Annotated in this window: 18 protein-coding genes; 3 read left to right on the top strand and 15 right to left on the bottom strand. The window is 37.2% G+C overall.

Translation table 11 applies throughout. The features are described 5' to 3' along the window. Positions 1-71: 71 nt before the first annotated feature. Together BN3283_RS12630 and BN3283_RS12625 are read left to right on the top strand one after the other, a co-directional pair. Positions 72-1,163, top strand: a complete 1,092-nt coding sequence (locus BN3283_RS12630; RefSeq protein ID WP_059026837.1) for a bifunctional 3-deoxy-7-phosphoheptulonate synthase/chorismate mutase type II — start codon at positions 72-74, stop codon at positions 1,161-1,163. Between the two features lie 18 nt (positions 1,164-1,181). After that, complete coding sequence (locus BN3283_RS12625) at positions 1,182-1,829, top strand: response regulator transcription factor (protein WP_041503199.1); 648 nt, start codon at positions 1,182-1,184, stop codon at positions 1,827-1,829. On the opposite strand, the gene BN3283_RS12620 is transcribed toward BN3283_RS12625, so the two are convergent. The 15 genes from BN3283_RS12620 to argR form a co-directional block, all read right to left on the bottom strand. Continuing rightward, complete coding sequence (locus BN3283_RS12620) at positions 1,826-2,731, bottom strand: serine O-acetyltransferase (protein WP_059026836.1); 906 nt, start codon at positions 2,729-2,731, stop codon at positions 1,826-1,828. The two genes, BN3283_RS12625 and BN3283_RS12620, sit on opposite strands and share 4 nt — an antisense overlap. Before the next feature lie 2 nt (positions 2,732-2,733). Then, positions 2,734-3,669, bottom strand: coding sequence for a cysteine synthase A (cysK, locus tag BN3283_RS12615; protein ID WP_059026835.1), 936 nt, complete (start codon positions 3,667-3,669; stop codon positions 2,734-2,736). A 170-nt stretch (positions 3,670-3,839) separates the two neighbouring features. After that, positions 3,840-5,639, bottom strand: a complete 1,800-nt coding sequence (gene uvrC, locus BN3283_RS12610; protein ID WP_059027262.1) for an excinuclease ABC subunit UvrC — start codon at positions 5,637-5,639, stop codon at positions 3,840-3,842. Positions 5,640-5,644: 5 nt separating this feature from the next. After that, on the bottom strand, positions 5,645-7,255 hold the full coding sequence (ade, locus tag BN3283_RS12605) for an adenine deaminase (RefSeq protein WP_059026834.1): 1,611 nt from the start codon (positions 7,253-7,255) through the stop codon (positions 5,645-5,647). A gap of 71 nt (positions 7,256-7,326) precedes the next feature. Further along, complete coding sequence (gene mnmG, locus BN3283_RS12600; RefSeq protein ID WP_059026833.1) at positions 7,327-9,213, bottom strand: tRNA uridine-5-carboxymethylaminomethyl(34) synthesis enzyme MnmG; 1,887 nt, start codon at positions 9,211-9,213, stop codon at positions 7,327-7,329. Between the two features lies 1 nt (position 9,214). Then, on the bottom strand, positions 9,215-9,643 hold the full coding sequence (gene ybeY, locus BN3283_RS12595; protein ID WP_059026832.1) for an rRNA maturation RNase YbeY: 429 nt from the start codon (positions 9,641-9,643) through the stop codon (positions 9,215-9,217). Positions 9,644-9,649: 6 nt separating this feature from the next. Then, positions 9,650-10,048: an ATP-binding protein gene (locus BN3283_RS12590; RefSeq protein ID WP_041503192.1), complete on the bottom strand. Its 399-nt coding sequence runs from the start codon at positions 10,046-10,048 to the stop codon at positions 9,650-9,652. Between the two features lie 179 nt (positions 10,049-10,227). Further along, positions 10,228-11,418 (bottom strand): murein hydrolase activator EnvC family protein, encoded by a 1,191-nt coding sequence (locus BN3283_RS12585; protein WP_041503191.1) that lies wholly within the window; start codon positions 11,416-11,418, stop codon positions 10,228-10,230. Then, positions 11,418-12,272, bottom strand: a complete 855-nt coding sequence (gene lolB1, locus BN3283_RS12580; protein ID WP_059026831.1) for a lipoprotein insertase outer membrane protein LolB1 — start codon at positions 12,270-12,272, stop codon at positions 11,418-11,420. Before lolB1 ends, BN3283_RS12585 begins: the two co-directional genes overlap by 1 nt. Further along, positions 12,262-13,803 (bottom strand): tetratricopeptide repeat protein, encoded by a 1,542-nt coding sequence (locus tag BN3283_RS12575; protein WP_286137670.1) that lies wholly within the window; start codon positions 13,801-13,803, stop codon positions 12,262-12,264. The genes lolB1 and BN3283_RS12575 overlap by 11 nt, the downstream gene beginning before the upstream one ends. Positions 13,804-14,009: 206 nt before the next feature. Continuing rightward, complete coding sequence (gene dut, locus BN3283_RS12570; RefSeq protein WP_041503188.1) at positions 14,010-14,444, bottom strand: dUTP diphosphatase; 435 nt, start codon at positions 14,442-14,444, stop codon at positions 14,010-14,012. Between the two features lie 612 nt (positions 14,445-15,056). Continuing rightward, positions 15,057-15,542 carry a D-glycero-beta-D-manno-heptose 1-phosphate adenylyltransferase gene (gene rfaE2, locus BN3283_RS12565; protein WP_059026829.1) on the bottom strand — a complete coding sequence of 162 codons (486 nt, stop codon included), beginning with the start codon at positions 15,540-15,542 and terminating at the stop codon, positions 15,057-15,059. Positions 15,543-15,546: 4 nt separating this feature from the next. After that, positions 15,547-15,897 (bottom strand): aspartate 1-decarboxylase, encoded by a 351-nt coding sequence (gene panD, locus BN3283_RS12560; RefSeq protein WP_041503186.1) that lies wholly within the window; start codon positions 15,895-15,897, stop codon positions 15,547-15,549. 24 nt (positions 15,898-15,921) lie between these two features. Beyond that, positions 15,922-16,761 (bottom strand): pantoate--beta-alanine ligase, encoded by an 840-nt coding sequence (gene panC, locus BN3283_RS12555; protein ID WP_059026828.1) that lies wholly within the window; start codon positions 16,759-16,761, stop codon positions 15,922-15,924. A 139-nt stretch (positions 16,762-16,900) separates the two neighbouring features. Continuing rightward, positions 16,901-17,380 (bottom strand): arginine repressor, encoded by a 480-nt coding sequence (gene argR / locus BN3283_RS12550; protein WP_041503184.1) that lies wholly within the window; start codon positions 17,378-17,380, stop codon positions 16,901-16,903. A 172-nt stretch (positions 17,381-17,552) separates the two neighbouring features. Here argR and carA point away from each other — a divergent pair, with 172 nt between their 5' ends. Then, positions 17,553-18,635, top strand: a complete 1,083-nt coding sequence (carA, locus tag BN3283_RS12545) for a glutamine-hydrolyzing carbamoyl-phosphate synthase small subunit (protein WP_041503183.1) — start codon at positions 17,553-17,555, stop codon at positions 18,633-18,635. Positions 18,636-18,650 lie beyond the last annotated feature (15 nt).

The raw sequence follows: 18,650 nt of genomic DNA, 5'->3' as shown, positions 1-18,650 counted from the left end.
AAGATTTCTTTCTAACGAATAAAATCAAATACATCTGATATACAAAACATTGATTACAAAATAATTATAGTATGTTGTCCAAACCGGATATATATCCATACACGGAATGGAATTTTTTCTCCGATACCCGTCGGCCATTGATCATCGCAGGTCCTTGCAGCGCGGAAAGCGAATTTCAACTATTCCAAACGGCACAAGAATTAAAAAATAACGGCATCGACACTTTACGGGCCGGCCTTTGGAAACCGCGTACGCGTCCCAATTCCTTCGAAGGAGTCGGAAGCAAAGGGCTCTCCTGGTTAAAACGCGTTCAGGAAGAGTTGAACATGAAGGTCTCGACGGAGGTTGCCAATGGCCACCACGTGGAGATGGCTCTCTCTGCCGGTATCGATTTGTTATGGATAGGAGCGCGAACGACGGCTAACCCTTTTGCCGTCCAGGAGATTGCAGAAGCATTAAAAGGAGTGGATATTCCCGTATTAATAAAAAATCCGATAAATCCGGACATCGAGTTATGGATCGGGGCTTTCGAACGTCTGAACCTATGTGGTTTAACTCGATTGGGAGCTATCCACCGGGGATTTTCCTCGTATAATAATTTAATCTACCGGAATCCTCCGCAATGGCAGATCCCGATCGAATTAAAACGAAGAATTAAAAATCTACCCCTATTTTGTGATCCCAGTCATATCGGCGGACATTCCGAATACCTCCAGGAAATAGCCCAAAAATCCATGGATCTCGGATTTGACGGCTTAATTATCGAATCTCATATTTGTCCCGCCTCAGCATTAAGTGATGCAGAACAACAAGTTACACCGCAAACGCTTAAACACATTTTATCGAAGCTAATTATCAGGACGGAACAATCCCTGGATTCCAACTGTCAACTTATGATCGAAGAACTTCGAGAAAAGATAGATAATTTAGATAACATGGTATTGGAGACATTAGCCAACCGAATGAAAATAATAGAAGATATCGGACAGTACAAAAAACAGAATAATATCACGATCTTACAACCCGACCGATGGGAAAAGATATTGAACCGGGTCACGGCAGAAGCTAAACAGCTCGGATTAAACAGGGAGTTGGTTGAAAAAGTATTTAAAGCCATCCATCAGGCATCCATAGATAGACAGACTGAGATCATGAATGAATAAACGGATTGAATTTTTTCCATGAGCGAATTAATCATAGCAGACTTACAAGATATTACCAAAGCAGGACTTCTCTTTTTATCACAAAAGCTGAAAGGATTTAAAACCATTTCAGAAGTAAAAAACAAAGAAGAATTGATTCAACGGCTTACCTCTGATCCAGAGGCCGTCGTAATTATAGACTATATGTTATTCGATTTCGTCGATATAAATGAACTGCTGAAAATAAAAGAACGCTTTCAACAAGCCAAATGGATCCTATTTTCAGAAAATTTAAGCGACGATATTTTGAATAAACTGCTTTTCAGCACCCACTCTTTCAGCGCTATTTTGAAAAGCTGTTCCAATGAAGAGATTACCTGTGCTTTAAAATGTTCAACATGCGGAGAACGTTTCATATGCAATCGTATATGCAACAAATTACTTACGATAAAGAGCTCAGGTCTCCAAATACAAAATAAACTTACTCCCACGGAAAAGGACATCCTTAAAGAAATTGCTTCCGGTAAGACAACGAAAGAGATTGCACATGGACGGAAACTGAGTTTTCACACGATTCTGACTCATCGGAAAAATATCTTCAGAAAAATAGGAGTACGCAATGCCTATGAAGCTACAAAATACGCGATACGTACTCGCCTTGTTAACCCCGACGACTACTTAAGTTAAATACCGAGACCATCGGAAAAAGTATTGGACAATGCTTTCTGTTGTAAAACATGAGAACCGGGCGGAACGCTAACCGTTAACCAAACGTTACCACCTATAACGGAATCTTTACCAATCGTCACTCTCCCTAAAATACTCGTGTTGGCATAAACCACCACGTTATCTTCCAAAATCGGATGACGGGGAACATCCATGGGACTTCCTTTTTCGTCCAATACAAAACGTTTGGCACCGAGAGTAACCCCCTGATACAAACGAACCCGGTCACCGATAATACAAGTTTCTCCGATAACAACTCCGGTTCCGTGATCGATGCTAAAAGATTCTCCGATTTTCGCACCGGGATGTATATCTATACCTGTCTCGGAATGAGCCATCTCAGAAATAATACGCGGCAATATCGGAACTCCCAACAGTAATAATTCGTGAGCCACCCGATGATTTAGCAAGGCTCGTACAGCCGGATAACAAAAGATAACCTCTCCGTAACTTTTAGCTGCCGGATCTCCTTCTAAAATCGCCCGGACATCCGTGTGCAATACACGTTTTATCTCCGGTATCCGATTAATGAACAACAAGGCCAAATCCTCGGCACACTCGGACGAAGCACTGCAATGCCCCTGAATATTAAAACAACTCCCATATAAAATCTGCTCGGACAACAAATGGTATAAACGCTCCATTTTCACTCCTATATGATATCGAATAGTCTCCGGATGTACACAGGGTTCACCGTAGTAACCGTAGAAAATGACAGAACGCAGCAAATCGACCACCTCTTTCAATTTTTCGATAGAAGGAAGCGGCATCTCGTGTTGCAATATATATTCGTCTTCTCCCGATGGAAGAGAAAGTTTTTCCACGCTTTTTTGCAAGATATCGAAAGTATCGGCTCGTTTCATATTTATTGATAATTATACAAAGGCGTCGAAAGATATCTTTCTCCGGTATCCGGTAATAATACCACTATATGTTTTCCTTGATTATCGGGATGTCTCGCAACCATAACAGCCGCATGCAAAGCCGCCCCGGAAGAGATTCCGGTCAATACGCCTTCCGTTTTAGCCAATTCCCGAGCCGTTTCAAAAGCCTTTTCCGTTTCAACCTGTACGATACTATCCACTACCTCATTTGAAAAAACTCCGGGAATAAATCCGGCACCGATTCCCTGGATTTGATGAGGACCGGCTACTCCTCCGGATAACACAGGGGAATCACTCGGCTCCACGGCAATAATTTTTATTCCGGGCTTCAATTGCTTCAAGCGACGACCGACCCCCGTGATAGTACCTCCGGTTCCCACTCCGGCAATAAAAATATCCACGCTACCATCCGTATCTTCCCAAATCTCTTCTGCCGTAGTCCGTTCATGAATGGCAGGATTTGCAGGATTTTCAAACTGCTGCAATATGGTAGAATTCGGATTTGCCTGCTGTAACTCCTCCGCCTTGGCAATAGCCCCCCGCATACCTTCAGAACCCGGAGTCAACACTAAATTCGCCCCTAAAGCCTTCAGTAAATTTCTCCGCTCCATACTCATCGTCTCCGGCATCGTCAAAGTAAGCCTATAACCTCTGGAGGCGGCAACCATGGCCAATCCGACTCCGGTATTTCCGCTCGTAGGCTCAATAATTTCCGAACCCGGTTTCAATAGGCCTGACCGTTCCGCATCCTCGATCATTGCCAAAGCTATACGATCTTTCACGCTCCCGGCGGGGTTAAAGTACTCCAACTTAGCTATAATTTTAGCTTTCAACTTTCTATTCCGATTGAAATTAGATAATTCCAACAAAGGAGTATGTCCCACCAAATCCGTTAATTGTTTTGCTATTTTTCCCATATTACCTGTCTAATTAAGTCGTATCAAAACTAAATGTTTATTTTACAAATAAAAATCACATAAACAAGGTATTTTCATACCCTGTTCATGGTATTCGTTTTTAACCGCAAAAAAGTTTCTCGAAAAATAGATTCTATTTAGATCATTGATAAACAGATGAAAGCACTATCTTATACCACAGAATTAAAATAATCTCGTACGATTTTAGCCTTTGCTTTCCCAATAACTTCAGAGAGTTTTTCCAAAGGAGCTTTAGCTATTGCATCTATCGTTTTGAAATGTTGAAACAAAGTAATCTCAGTTTTTTCTCCAATACCTTCAATTTCACTTAGAACACTATTAATCTGCCCTTTTTCCCTTAACCTTCGATGAAACGTGATACCAAAACGATGAGCCTCGTCACGAATATGCATTAAGGTTTTTAAGGCAAGTGAATTTTTAGCCAGCAGATAGGGGTCCGTATCCCCGGGATAATATATCTCTTCCATCCGTTTTGCCAACCCTACAATAGGAATTTGTCCCCGAAGACCTAATTTTTCCAAACTATTCAAAGCAGCGTGCAATTGTCCTTTACCTCCATCGATCACAATTAAATCCGGTAGCTCCTTCCCTTCGTCTAAAATCCTGTGATATCGCCGATAAATAATCTCCTCCATAGAAGCAAAGTCATCCGGTCCTTCTACCGTTTTCACGTGAAAATGCCGATACTCTCTTTTAGCGGGTTTACCGTCTATAAAAACGACACAGGAAGCCACAGGATTGGTTCCCTGTATGTTCGAATTATCGAAACATTCCATCCGATGCGGAATACGAGGTAATCTCAATTCCGTTTTAATCGTGTTCAGTATGGTAAATTTACTCTCCTCCTTTCGAAAAACCCCCCGTTGCCTCTCCCTGTCCATCTTAAAGAATTTGGCATTCCGTTCCGATAGTTCCAATAATTGCTTTTTCTCTCCCCGTTGCGGAATAAAATAAGTAATCCCATCCATTAAAACATCAGGATAAAAAGGAACTAAAACTTCCTTTGAATGGCTATTGACCAACTGTCTGATTTCCAGAATGGCAAAAGAAAGAAGAGATTCTTTCGATTCATCCAATTTACGTTCTAATTCAATGGTATGAACCTGATTAACAGCTCCATGTACGATACGCAAATAATTTACATAAGCATATTTATCTTCCTCTATATAAGAAAAAACATCCATGTCATGGATAGAAGTGCGCACAATCGTGGATTTCGCCTGATGAGTCTTCAGCGCTTCTATTGCCTCCTTCAACTCCTGGGCTTTTTCAAATTGCATGGAAATAGAAAATTCTTTCATTTTATCATTCATAGCCTCCAAAACAGTAGAGATATTTCCTTTCAGAATGGAACGAATTTGTGCTATGAAATCCAAATACTCCTCCTCCGAAACTTTTCCCACGCAAGGAGCTAAACAATTTCCTATATGATACTCCAAACAAACTTTATATTTTCCATCGTAAATATTTGATTTATTTATAGATAAATTGCACGTTCGCAATTTATAAAGTGATTTGATAAGCGAAATCAAGGTATGAGCGAATTTCGCTGATGTATAAGGACCAAAATATTCCGAACCGTTCCTTACGAATTTTCGAGTAATAAAAACCCGGGGAAAAGGCTCATTAGTTATACAAATCCACGGATAAGTTTTATCGTCCTTCAATAAAATATTATAACGGGGTTTGTATTTTTTGATCAAATTATTTTCTAATAGAAGTGCATCTTGTTCACTATCAACGACTACATACCTCAGATCGCGGATCTTTCTCACTAAAACCATGGTTTTAGATGATTGATTCGTTTTGATAAAGTAAGATGAAACCCTGTTCTTCAAATTTTTAGCTTTACCAATATATATAATAATTCCATTGGCATCTAAAAATTGATAAACCCCAGGGTTAGTAGGCAACTTACTCACTTTTTCTTTCAGAGGATTGTCTTCCATCATTCCTATACAAAATCGAACTTATTATAATCAAACATTCCTTTTTCTCCTATCTTAAAATAAGGAATCACGATCAACGACATAAAGGAAAGGGTCATAAACGGAGATTTCAAAACAGACCCCATCGTTTTTATCTCGTCATTCAATTTCAGGTATTGCCCGGCGACTTCTTCACAGGATAAATTACTGATAATTCCCCCTATGGGTAAAGGTAAAAGTAAAAGTTTATCGCCGTTTTTAATCGATAAACCTCCTTTTTGTTCAATCACGGCATTAATAGAAGCGACTAAATCTTCATCCGTACAACCGATTGCAATTATATTATGCGAATCATGAGAAATACAAGAAGCAAAAGCACCTCGTTTTATACCAAATCCGGAAACGAATCCGACCTGGGGCTTTCCGTTCAAATAACGATTCAAATAAACAATCTTCAAAACATCTGCCGATAGATCAGATTCAAATTTATCATTCATGTTATCAAGTGAAAAAATCATTTTACCAGTCACAAGTTCATCCGGCATAACTTTAATACACGCCACTTGATTCGATAATGTCGTTTCTATATCCGCAATAGTTAATCTATCGTGATGGAAAAGATTACATGAATTCCACTCCTCTTTTAAGCCGTAAAAAGATCTCTTTTCAAAAACATTTTCCCCATCGATAAAAGTAGAAATAATATTCATTCTCTCTAAATCATCCGTAATAATAAAATCTGCTTTATCTCCTACATTCAAAGTACCCACATCCAAACGGTAAAAACGAACCGGATTCAAACAAGCGACCTGCAAAACATCAAAAATACCAAATCCATCCGATAAAGCCTTTTTTACCATATAATTGATATGCCCGAACTGAAGAAGATCATCGGGATGGGCATCATCCGTACAAAACATAACATCATCCGTACGTGTTCCGATCAAAGATTTCAGTGCTTCATAATTTTTTGCAGCACTTCCTTCGCGAATAATAACCTTCATCCCTTTCATGATTTTTTCCTCCGCTTCATCCAAAGTCACACACTCATGGTCCGTCTCTATCCCATGCCCTATATATAAACTTAGTTTGTCCCCTCTCAATGCAGGTGCATGACCGTCTATTCTTAAATTATATTTTTTCGCAACAGCCAATTTAGCCATTACTTCAGGTTCATTATTCAAAACACCAGGTATATTCATCATTTCCGATAATGCCACAAATTTTCCGGTAGCAGCCATCTCCTCAGCATCTTCAGCATCTATTTTTCCTGCAGTCCGGTCAAAGGGTGTAGCAGGTACACAAGAAGGAATTCCATAATAAAATTTCAATGCAGCTTTTTCACTATTCTCCATCATTTTTTTCACTCCTTCCATCCCTAACACATTTGCTATTTCATGCGGATCATTGACAATAGCAACCGTACCGAGTCTGGTAACTATATTTGAAAACTCGACAGGTAAAAGCATAGAACTTTCAACATGTACATGGGCATCGACAAAACCAGGCATAATATACCTATCATAGGAATTAGAATTTCTTTCAATGGATACAATTTTTCGCTCAGAAATTTTTATAGTAGAAGGATAAATTTCTCTATTGACAACATCTACTAAATTCCCCTCTATTGTTTTCATAATGCATTTTTAAACGATTAGCCCTTATCAACCCTTCGCATCATTTTGAACGTTCCACGTGAAACATCCTTTTATCTTCCCATCAAAATGAGTAAAACATTAATATCGGAAGGAGATACTCCAGTAATACGAGAAGCCTGTCCAATTGTTTTGGGTTTAATCTTTGTAAGCTTTTCACGGGCTTCAATGGAAAGTGCAGCAATCTCCATATAATTAAATTTATCGGCAATAACCAAATTTTCCAAACGATTTAATTTGTCTGCCATCAATTTTTCTCTCTCTATATAACCTGAATACTTCACTAAAACTTCAGCAGCCTCAATGATCTCCTCTCTAATAAATTGTTCGGAAATTAATGATTTTAAAGAAGGTATAAAATCAATAATTTTCATTAAGTTGATTTGAGGTCGAGAAATCAAGTCAATCAACTTCATTTTTTGTTTAATCGGAGAAGAGTTCAGACTATCGAGAACTCCATTAATTTCATCAGGCGAAACACTATAATTTCGAATAAAATTTAACAAGAGATCTCTTTTTACTACTTTGTCCCGAAATACAAGATTTCGTTTTTCCGATACCAAACCTATGTCGTACCCTAAAGGAGTCAATCTTACATCGGCATCGTCCTGACGCAATAGAATACGATATTCAGCCCTGGAAGTAAACATACGATAAGGTTCATCCACTCCCTTCGTCACTAAATCATCGATTAAAACACCAATATAAGCCTGATCGCGATTCAACACGAAAGTTCTATTCTCATGAAGTGACAAATGAGCATTTATGCCGGCCATCAAACCTTGGGCGGCAGCCTCCTCATAACCGGTAGTACCGTTAATTTGTCCCGCGAAATAGAGTCCCGAAACCAATTTCGTCTCCAAGGTAGAAAAGAGTTGAGTCGGCGGAAAATAATCATATTCTATGGCATATCCCGGACGAAATATTTTCACATGCTCAAAACCTTTCACGGAACGCAAAGCTTTTAATTGTACCTCCAAAGGCAAAGAAGAAGAGAAACCATTCAAATAGTATTCAGTAGTCGTTTCTCCTTCCGGCTCCAAAAAAAGATGATGACTCTCTTTATCGAAAAAAGTATCCAATTTCGTTTCGATACTGGGGCAATAACGAGGACCTATACTCTTAATCGTACCGTTAAACAAGGGACTATCGTCAAAACCCGTACGCAAAATATCATGTACTTCCTTATTCGTGTAAGCGATATAACAGGGACGCTTATTCAATTCGTTTTCATAATCGAAATGAAGAAAAGAAAATCGATGAAAATCATTATCTCCATCCTGACGTGTCAACTTTGAGAAATCAACACTTCGGCCATCTATTCTTACAGGAGTTCCTGTTTTCATCCTCCCCACGGTAAAACCTAAACTTTTCAATTGCTCGGATAACCCGAAAGAGGCTTGTTCCGAAATTCTTCCACCGGGAAAATTCACTCTTCCCACGTGCATCAAACCGTTAAGAAAAGTTCCATTGGTCAAAATAACTTTTTCAGCGGAGAAGGAAACTCCTAAAACCGTCTTTACACCATTTACATTTCCTTTAGAATCCAACAACAACTCCTCTACGTGATCTTGCCAAATATCCAAATTAACCGTGTTTTCAACTATACTTCTCCAATTTTGAGAAAAAGACATTCGATCGCATTGAGCACGCGGACTCCACATGGCAGGACCTTTCGAAAGATTAAGCATCCTGAATTGAATCGAACTTCTGTCCGTTACTATACCCGTATATCCTCCTAATGCATCTATCTCCCTAACAATCTGTCCTTTAGCTATACCTCCGATGGCAGGATTACATGACATCTGAGCTATCTTATTCATATCCAATGTAATAAGTAGCGTCTTAGAACCCAAATTAGCCGCAGCACAAGCTGCCTCGCATCCGGCATGACCTGCCCCAACAACTATGACATCATATCGAGGAAATAAAGACGACATATTATAGCGTTTTAAGCAATCCTAAACAATGATCTTCGTTCTTCCTCATCAATTTAGCATCTTCATCCGTTTTATCCTTAAAACCTATTAAATGAAGAACCGAATGTACCATAACACGATTCAATTCGTTTTCAAAAGTCGTACTAAATTCCAAAGCATTGGATTGTACGGTATCCAAACTGATAAAAACGTCTCCTGAAAGGATATCATTTTCTCTATAATCAAAGGTGATTACGTCCGTATAATAGTCATGATTCAGATACTTTTTATTCACATCCAAAATATAAGAATCATCACAAAAAACAAAAGAAATGGTTCCTATACGGCAAGAGTAATCGGAAGCGACTAAATCCAACCATTTTCTTATCTTTTCCGGCAATAGAAAAAACGGCAATTCACACCCCTCATTAAAAAAGAAAATTTCACTCATTACAATTTATAAATTGAAAACCAATGTCACTTTAGAACCGTTGTCTTCAAAAATCAAATCATCTGACAAGGTTTTCATTAAATAAAGTCCGCGTCCGGCATCTTTCTCGATATTATCCGGCAAGGTCGGATCCGGAATATAATTGTAATCGAATCCGTCTCCTTCATCTTTTACCGTTACGCAAAGCTTACCGTCGTCTTCACGTACAAAAAACTTTACATACTTTGAAGGATCGAGCTTATTTCCATATAAAATAGCATTGTTGACCGCTTCAATAACACACAGACTGATTTTACCGAATACCTCAGGTTCAACATGATACACATCGACAAAGTAATCAATGAAATTTTCTACTTTAACGATGTTTCCAATCTCTGAAGTAATTGAAAATTCTAATTTGTCCATCACCAACTAAAATGAAATAGTTCATATTAAATTTACCAACACAATAACAATATCCACTCAAATCTCAATCACAATTAAAACCGCATATACACAGCTTAACGTATAGCGAATTTAAACAAAAAAAATTTAAATATCAATTCATCAAATAGATAAAAATTTTAAAAACCGTCTCTGCAAAGCTACCAGGGTGACAACCATAACTGAGGATCCAGTTTTTCCTTATCCCTCCATATCTGAAAATTCAAAGTACTACTACTTTCATTATCAGAGGCCAATTTACCTATTTTTTGCTTCAGTTTAATTACATCTCCCTTTCTGATATAAACTTTTATTATATTCGAATAAAGTGTCAAGTAATTACCGTGCCTAATCATGACTACGTTATTATACCCCGGTATAAACATGATTTCGACAACCGTTCCCGTAAAAACCGATCTGACATCCGCACCGGCTGACGTCGTAACGGTTATTCCGTCATTTGTCAACTTAACCTGTTTAAAAAGAGGATGAACGTTCACTCCAAATTTTTCCGATACGAATCCCTCCTCAACGGGCCAAGGCAATTTTCCCTTATTTTTAGCGAAATCATCCGAAATAAGTTTCTCTTCCGGTGTTAATTTATAGTTAGAATTCTTACTACCGGACTTTTTAGCCTGTGCGGCTATCAAAGACTTCAGTTTATTGGCCAAAACTTCCCTTTTTTTAATTTCGGCTTTCAACTTTTTATCTAACTCCCTCTCCTTTTTCTTCAATTCGTTTACATAACTGTTAGCCTGATTCTGCTCTCGTATTAATTCTGCATTCTTTGCAACAATAAGATTTTGTTTCCCGTTCTTTTCCGAAACCAAAAGATTCAGCTTATTATTGACAGTCGTCAAGGAATCGTTAGCTGCCTTTATAAGCTCTATTTGCCGTTTGGAATAATCTTGTACCTGATCGAAGTATTTATAACGCGCATAGGCTTGCATAAGAGTCGTCGAAGAAAAAATAAAAACCAATTTATCCGACTGATTTTTTTTCTTCCAGGTTTCGTAAACCATCTTCGCGTAAAAATCCATCATTTTTTGTCTGTTCGATTCCAAATGAGTCTTTATCCTTTCGTTATCCGTAATCAGTTTTTCAAGATAGGAGACTTCATCATTCAGCGATTGAATGATCTCCTTTCCCTTCACTATCTTTTGATTGATTATAGTCAGCTTTTGTAAAGTAGTCGAACGATTATTCCGAGTAGAATTCAACAATTTATTCAAATACGAGATTTCCTTTTCTGCCTGTTCTTTCTTTTTCTTTACCTCATCGATAGATTGAGAAAAGGAAAAAGCGGAAACATGCAGAAACAAAAAAATCAATATATAACGCACAACCACCATCAATAAATTCGTTTATACTTACTGGATATCTTAAAATTCGATTCTACTTTTACATCAAACTCCAATCTGTCAAAAACAATTTTAACTTCAACCGGATCCGATTCCATATAGAGATTGAAAAGAATCTTTCCAGGATACAGATATCCGCCGAAGTCTTTAAAATCATCATACTTTACATTCAACCCTATCTGCTCTTCTATATCTTTGATGGAGACGAAACAAGGTCTAAAATAATCCGGATCTATCTGAATCTCCTGCAAAATCAAAGAATATTCCTTGTTTTTCCTCCTTTTTTTATATAATTTCTTCAACTTTCTACCCAACGCTTTCTCCTCTAAGGTATAAAGTAAATAATTATTTCCCGACTTATCGAACTTATATCGTTTAGTTCTATCGTTCAAAGATGTACAGGATTCAAAATTAAAAAAGTAATTCGAAAGAATCCGTTGAAAACAATCGAAACTTAAATTTAAATCGAACCTATTGGAAAAATAACTATAATCCGATATAAAATATTCTTTATCATGAAAGTTAACGAACTTTATGCTGTCGGGAGTCAACAGTAAACGAGCCACATTAATACCAAGAGGCGATGCCGACATGGAGATACAAATAAAACTGTCTTTTTTCATCTGCATCGTGGCTTTCAGACTATTCGATTTTTTCTTCGTGCTCAAAGAAATATCCATTTTCTTCGAATACAAAGACTGGAAATCCAATTCATTTTCAACAATATTTTTAAATAATCTTCCCTCTGAAATGTTTTCAAGTTCCCTTTGCTTTGGCAATTTTTTTGTCGAATGACAAGAAATAAAAAGAACAACCAACGATAAAATAAATAAATTACTTCTCATTTTCAATCAATAATCCATGCTCAATTTTATTTTCTAATTCACTACTTAACTCTTCACCACCCAACTCTAACGCTTTTTTCCACATTTTCACAGCCTCTTCCTTCTCCCCGTTCATGTATAAAATGTCACCATAATGTTCATATAAAACAGCTGAAGGCGATTGACTTTTTTCAATCGCTATATTCATATAATATTTGGCTAACGAATAACTTTTCTGCTTAAACAACACCCAGGCATAAGTATCCAAAAAAGTAGGGTTATTCGGATCGGCAGAAACCGTTTTTGCACTCATACGTTCGGCATCGTTCAATCGTTCGTTCCGGATAGAGAGATAATAACTATAGTTATTTAAAGTCATAATGTCGTTCGGATTGATCTTCAAGACCTCGTCGAACATTTTGAAAGCGCGTTCGACACTATCCAAAACGTAAAAACTTTCGCCTAAATAAGCATAAAATTGAGCTTTCATAGGAGAATTCTCGGGAGATAATTCAAGACCTTTATTCAAATAAACCAAAGCATCTTCATATTTCTTTTGAATCATCAAAGGTAAACTGACCATTGCATAAGGCAAAGGTTGATTCGGAAAATACTCCATGCACTCTTTTCCTCTGTCATACATCAAAACAGTATCGCCCAACTGACTATACAACAGTAATAACTCTTCCCAAATCAAATAGTTATTTTTATCCTTAGACAATACAAATTCCAACTCGTTTGCACTCTCCTTCAGTTTGTTGTCTTTCCTCAATAAATCCGCATAAAGCGTTCTAACGGTTAAATCGTTATCGTATTTCTCCAGTAATAACCCCATGTATTCGTGTATCCTTCTATCCGACATAAACGAATCGGAAGAGTTAACGAGCAATTTCAAAAGATACTGTACCTTAAAATTATTATCGTTATTATCGTTCAATAAGGCCTTTCTCAAATAAATATCAGCATGTAACGTATCCTTCTTTTGCAAATAATAATCCGTCAGATAAAAAAGAACAAAACCATTGGAAGGATCCCTTTCCATTAATTTGTTCAATACCTGTAATCCCTTCTTCTCTTGATCATTTGACAAATAAAGTTCCGCCAATAATCCTAAATAATCGCTCTTGCCGGGATATTTCTTGATCAACTTCAAAATCTCTGAAGAAGCTTTTTTTATATTCTTAGCTTTGGCATACAGCTTTACCTTTTCCACGGAAGAAATTTCCGAAGGACCGAACTGTTTTTCGTACCGATCCAATACAGCTATAGCTTCCTCCCATTTTTCCACAGAGGTTAACAAATTAGTTTCAATCAGGTAAAAATCTTCCCGTTCCGGATATTGCTTTATTAACTCGTCATAAACGACACAAGCCTGATCTATCATCGATTTTTTTTCCAATATATTGGCCAACAAAATTTTAAACCAAATATTAGAAGATTCTAACTCTACGGCTTCCCGCATCAATTTCAAAGGAATATCCAAATTATCCGTCAATACTAAAATGGAAGCCAATTCATAACGTACTGCCGCACTTTTATGATCAATTTTCATACATTGATCAAAATAAGATAAGGCAGATTTAAAATCTCCTAATACTTTGTACCTTATCCCCTCCATAAAAGCGTAGTCAAACGCTACTTTTTTATCGTCGTCCAAAGTAACACTTACACTATTTTTTTTATCAGCAAAAGATAAAACAGTACATCCAATAAATAGAAATGTAAGTAATGATTTGATCATTATATTTTTATGTCGTTTTAATATTTACCTGTATGACCAAAACCCCCTTCGCCTCTCTCCGTTTCATTTAAAGCTTTTACCTTAACAAGTTCCACTTGTTCGAACTTTTGTATGACCATTTGACAAATTCTGTCTCCATCGTTAATTTGAACCATTTCGTGAGAAAGATTAACAAGAATAACACCTATTTCTCCTCTGTAATCAGGATCGATAGTTCCCGGCGCATTCAAAACAGTTATTCCTTCGTTTAGAGCCAAACCACTTCTCGGTCTGATTTGAGCTTCATATCCCTCTGGCAACTCTATAAAAAGTCCTGTCGGTATCAGCTTTCTCTCCAAAGGTTTTAACATGATGGATTGCTCTAAATTAGCACGAATGTCCATTCCGGCGGAAAAATTCGTTTTATATTCCGGAAGAGCGTGTTTCGATTTGTTGATTATATTCACTCTCATTTTTCTCTTTAAATAATACAGTATTACCCTATCATAATAAATCGTGCTAAGATAGGGAATTTTTACGAAAGAATCTGATAAAAATCCTTTCGCAAATAAAAATCTTATTTACAAAAATATTTATGCGAAAAATACCTTTGGAAAGGAAGTTATTCTTCTCTTATTCTTATTATATTTTCTCTTTATTTAAAAAGTAAATTGATTATGATAATAGCATGTGAGTATTTGTAGTAAAATATATATGTATCGCTTGTTTTATTCGTTATTAAAAAAAGGTCGTGAATTTACTCACAAGGTTTTTATAAATAATATATTGATTTATAGTGAAATTACTTAGTTATTCACAGTTGTTAATTGTATTTACGTTGAATAAATCTTTTGTAAATGAGTAAGACGTTCGTGTTAATAATTTGTATAAACAAATCAAATTAAAAATGGAAAACATTGTTGTATTTCCGGGTTTTATTATTACAAGAGTATCGGAATGAAAAATCAAAATGATTTTATTCTTTTTATTTCGGTTTTAATACACTTTTTTTTCACAAGGTATGGGGATAAAAAAAGAGTTGACCAAAAGTAATTGGTCAACTCTTTGAAATAATATCGTATCTGTTATATCTTGTTTAAAATGGAAGTGGTGGAATAACCTTCAACGAAGTCGATGGTGATGATTTTCCCGTTTTTTGCTTTAACTATATCATAACCTACTATCTCTTCCGGATTATAATCGCCGCCTTTTACCAACACATTGGGTTGAACATAGTCGATGAGATCATAGGGAGTATCGCTGTCGAAAAGAATAACCTCATCGACAAAGATGAGAGAAGCGAGAGCCAAAGCTCTGGCATTTTCATCGTTTACGGGTCTGTTTTCACCTTTCAGGCGTTTAACGGAAGCGTCCGAATTCAGTCCGATAATTAACTTGGTGCCGAGGTTGGCTGCTTGTGCCAAGTATTCGATATGTCCTCTGTGGAGAATATCGAAACAACCGTTCGTGAAGACGATTTTTTCGTCTTTGAATCTCCATAAACTTAAAGTACGTGACGCTTCTTCCTGCGTTCTTGCTATTTTATTTTTTATATACGGCAAATAATCCATAATGCTATATCAATTTATTCGTTGTTGTTTCAGGAAAGACCAGAGTAGGTTTATGCTTTTTAGCTTCTTCGAAATCCATCATGGCGTAAGATATAATTATGATTATATCTCCGACTGCACATTTTCGCGCGGCGGGTCCGTTTAAGCAGACAATGCCTGAATTACGTTCTCCTTTTATAATATAAGTATCCAATCTTTCTCCGTTATTCACATTTACGATTTGTACTTTCTCGTTTTCGATCAGATTGGCTGCTTCCATCAGAGTTTCGTCAATGGTGATGCTTCCCACGTACTGGAGATTTGCTTCGGTTACGGTCACCTTGTGAAGTTTGGATTTAACGACCTCTATGAACATATTCGTGGTATTTGTGATGAATGGTTAAAATACGATGTTATCAATTAATCTGATTTTGTCGGCATACACGGCAATACAACCGACTTTGTTTTTGTTTTCGTTCCAATCTTCGATAGGACGCAGATCCGTATCGTCTACGATTTCGAAATATTCCACTTCCAAATAGGGATTTTTGTTGATTTCGCCTATCACCCATTGTTTCAACTCCTCCACATTCATCTTGCCGGTTAATTCGGTTGCTTTTTGAAGTACCTTATGAATGTGAGGTGCGTTTTGCCTGTACAAAGGTTTAAGAAGCGTATTTCTTGAACTCATGGCTAAGCCGTCCGCTTCACGGACAATAGGGCATGGTATGATTTCCAAGTTATAATGCAATTGTTTTACCATATTTTTTATAACGGCGATTTGTTGGAAATCCTTCATTCCGAAATAAGCCCGGTGGGGTTTGACGATATCGAATAATTTACTGACAACTTGTCCTACTCCGTTAAAATGCCCCGGACGCTTTGCTCCTTCCATAACAGTCTCAACATATCCGAAATCGAATAAACGCGTATCTTCTTCAGGATAAATTTCTTCTACGTCAGGTACGAATGCATAATCACAACCGTTCTTTTCCAAAAGAACGGTATCTTTTTCAACGGTTCTCGGATATCTTTTCAGGTCTTCTTTATCGTTGAACTGTGTCGGATTTACAAATATACTGACGACCGTTATATCATTATCTCGTTTACAGGTTTTGACGAGTGATATATGTCCTTCGTGTAACGCACCCATCGTAGGTACAAATCCCACCTTTTTTCCCTCATTCTTCAATTTTTCAATTAAGGCGGTCAATTGTGATTTTTTATATATCGTTTCCATCTTATTTTTTTGAAAATTCGGGATGCAAGTTTACAAACTATTTTCGATATAATTCAAAATTGCCGATTGAAAATTGAAAATAGCTTTGTATAAAGGTAATATTATAGATATATTTACAGATATTATTAGTTTGTTAATGTTATTTATACAATGAATGGATATTGGGATGAATGGAAGATAGAGTATCCAGCAATTCGTTTCGATTTACTCCTTCCCGCATAACGACGAGGATCGTGTCGTCTCCTCCAATGGTGCCTAACACCTCAAAATAATTTCCGCTATCGATAAGGACGGTGACGGCTTTGGCATATCCGGGTAAAGTTTTAATAACGGCAATATTTTGGGAAAAATCAATGCTGAGAATAGCGTCGGTAACGATGGTAGATGCTTTTTCATCGGATGGTTCGCTTTGCATATTATCAGGAATGATATAAATGTAACCTTTGTCTTTATGCGGTATCTTGGCTACTCTCATAAATTTCAAATCGCGCGATAATGTACTTTGAGTAGCTTCCACTCCTTCCTGCTTTAATCTGTATAGAAGTTCTTCTTGCGAGCTGATCTGTTCGTTATCAATTAATTTACGGATGATCAACAAACGTTTTGTTTTGTTTCCCATATTATTCTGTGTATTGCACTATACAAAAGTAAATAAAATAGTTTGATTTTCAATAGGGAGAATAAAAATTGCATATTTATTTGTTGTAACACATAAATATGCTTTGAATCTTCAAAAATAACCCCTATTTTTGCCGAAAATTAATCATAATCTGTATTGAAATAGAATAAATATGCATGATTTAAAAAATGCTCGTCTGGTTTTGGAAGACGGGACTGTTTATGAAGGAACTTCCTTTGGTTACGAGAAATCGGTTTCCGGGGAAGTTGTTTTTTATACGGCAATGACGGGTTATCCCGAAAGTTTGACGGATCCTTCTTATAAGGGTCAGATTTTAGTACCTACTTATCCGATGATTGGGAATTACGGGGTTCCGGTGGATGATGAATGCGATGGTATTTCCAAATTTTTTGAATCGGACCGAATTCATTGTAGCGCTTTGGTGATTTCCGATTACTCTTTTCAATACAGTCATTGGAACTCGCGAAAAAATCTGGGAGATTGGTTAAAAGAACAAAAAGTTCCCGGAATTTTCGGTGTAGATACCCGTTCATTAACACAAAAATTGCGGGAAAATGGAGCCATGTTAGGGAAGATCGTATTTGATGGGAAAGAGGTTCCTTTCTATGATCCGAATAAGGATAATATTGTTGCGCAGGTTTCTACGGAGGGAATTATGGAGTATGGAGATGGAAAGTATAAAGTATTGCTTGTGGACTGTGGTGTGAAAAATAACATATTGCGTTGTTTGCTGAAACGGGATGTTGCGATAAAACGAGTTCCTTGGGATCACGATTTTACACGGGAAACATACGATGGCTTGTTTTTATCCAATGGTCCGGGAGATCCGGCCATGTGTGGTAAAACCATAGAAAACATAAAGATTATGTTGGAAAAGAGTATTCCTATAATGGGTGTTTGTTTGGGAAACCAATTGATGGCTCGGGCTGCGGGAGCACAAACCTACAAGATGAAATACGGGCATAGAGGCCATAATCAACCGGTCGTGCAACCGGGTAGCCAACGTTGCTATATTACATCGCAAAATCACGGTTTTGCTATAGATGAAAGAACTTTGCCGAAAGAGTGGGAACCTCTTTTCGTGAATGTAAATGATGGATCGAATGAAGGAATCCGGCATAAAACGAAACCCTTTTTTTCGACACAATTTCATCCCGAGGCTTCGAGTGGACCTGTAGACACGGAATTTCTATTCGACGATTTTATAAGAGCCATGGAGAGAACGGATAGATAATTAGAATTTGAACAT

It is taken from the genome of Gabonibacter massiliensis, assembly GCA_001487125.1.
Classification (GTDB): Bacteria; Bacteroidota; Bacteroidia; order Bacteroidales; family Marinifilaceae; genus Gabonibacter; species Gabonibacter massiliensis.
This window is presented reverse-complemented; position numbering and strand designations above follow the sequence as displayed.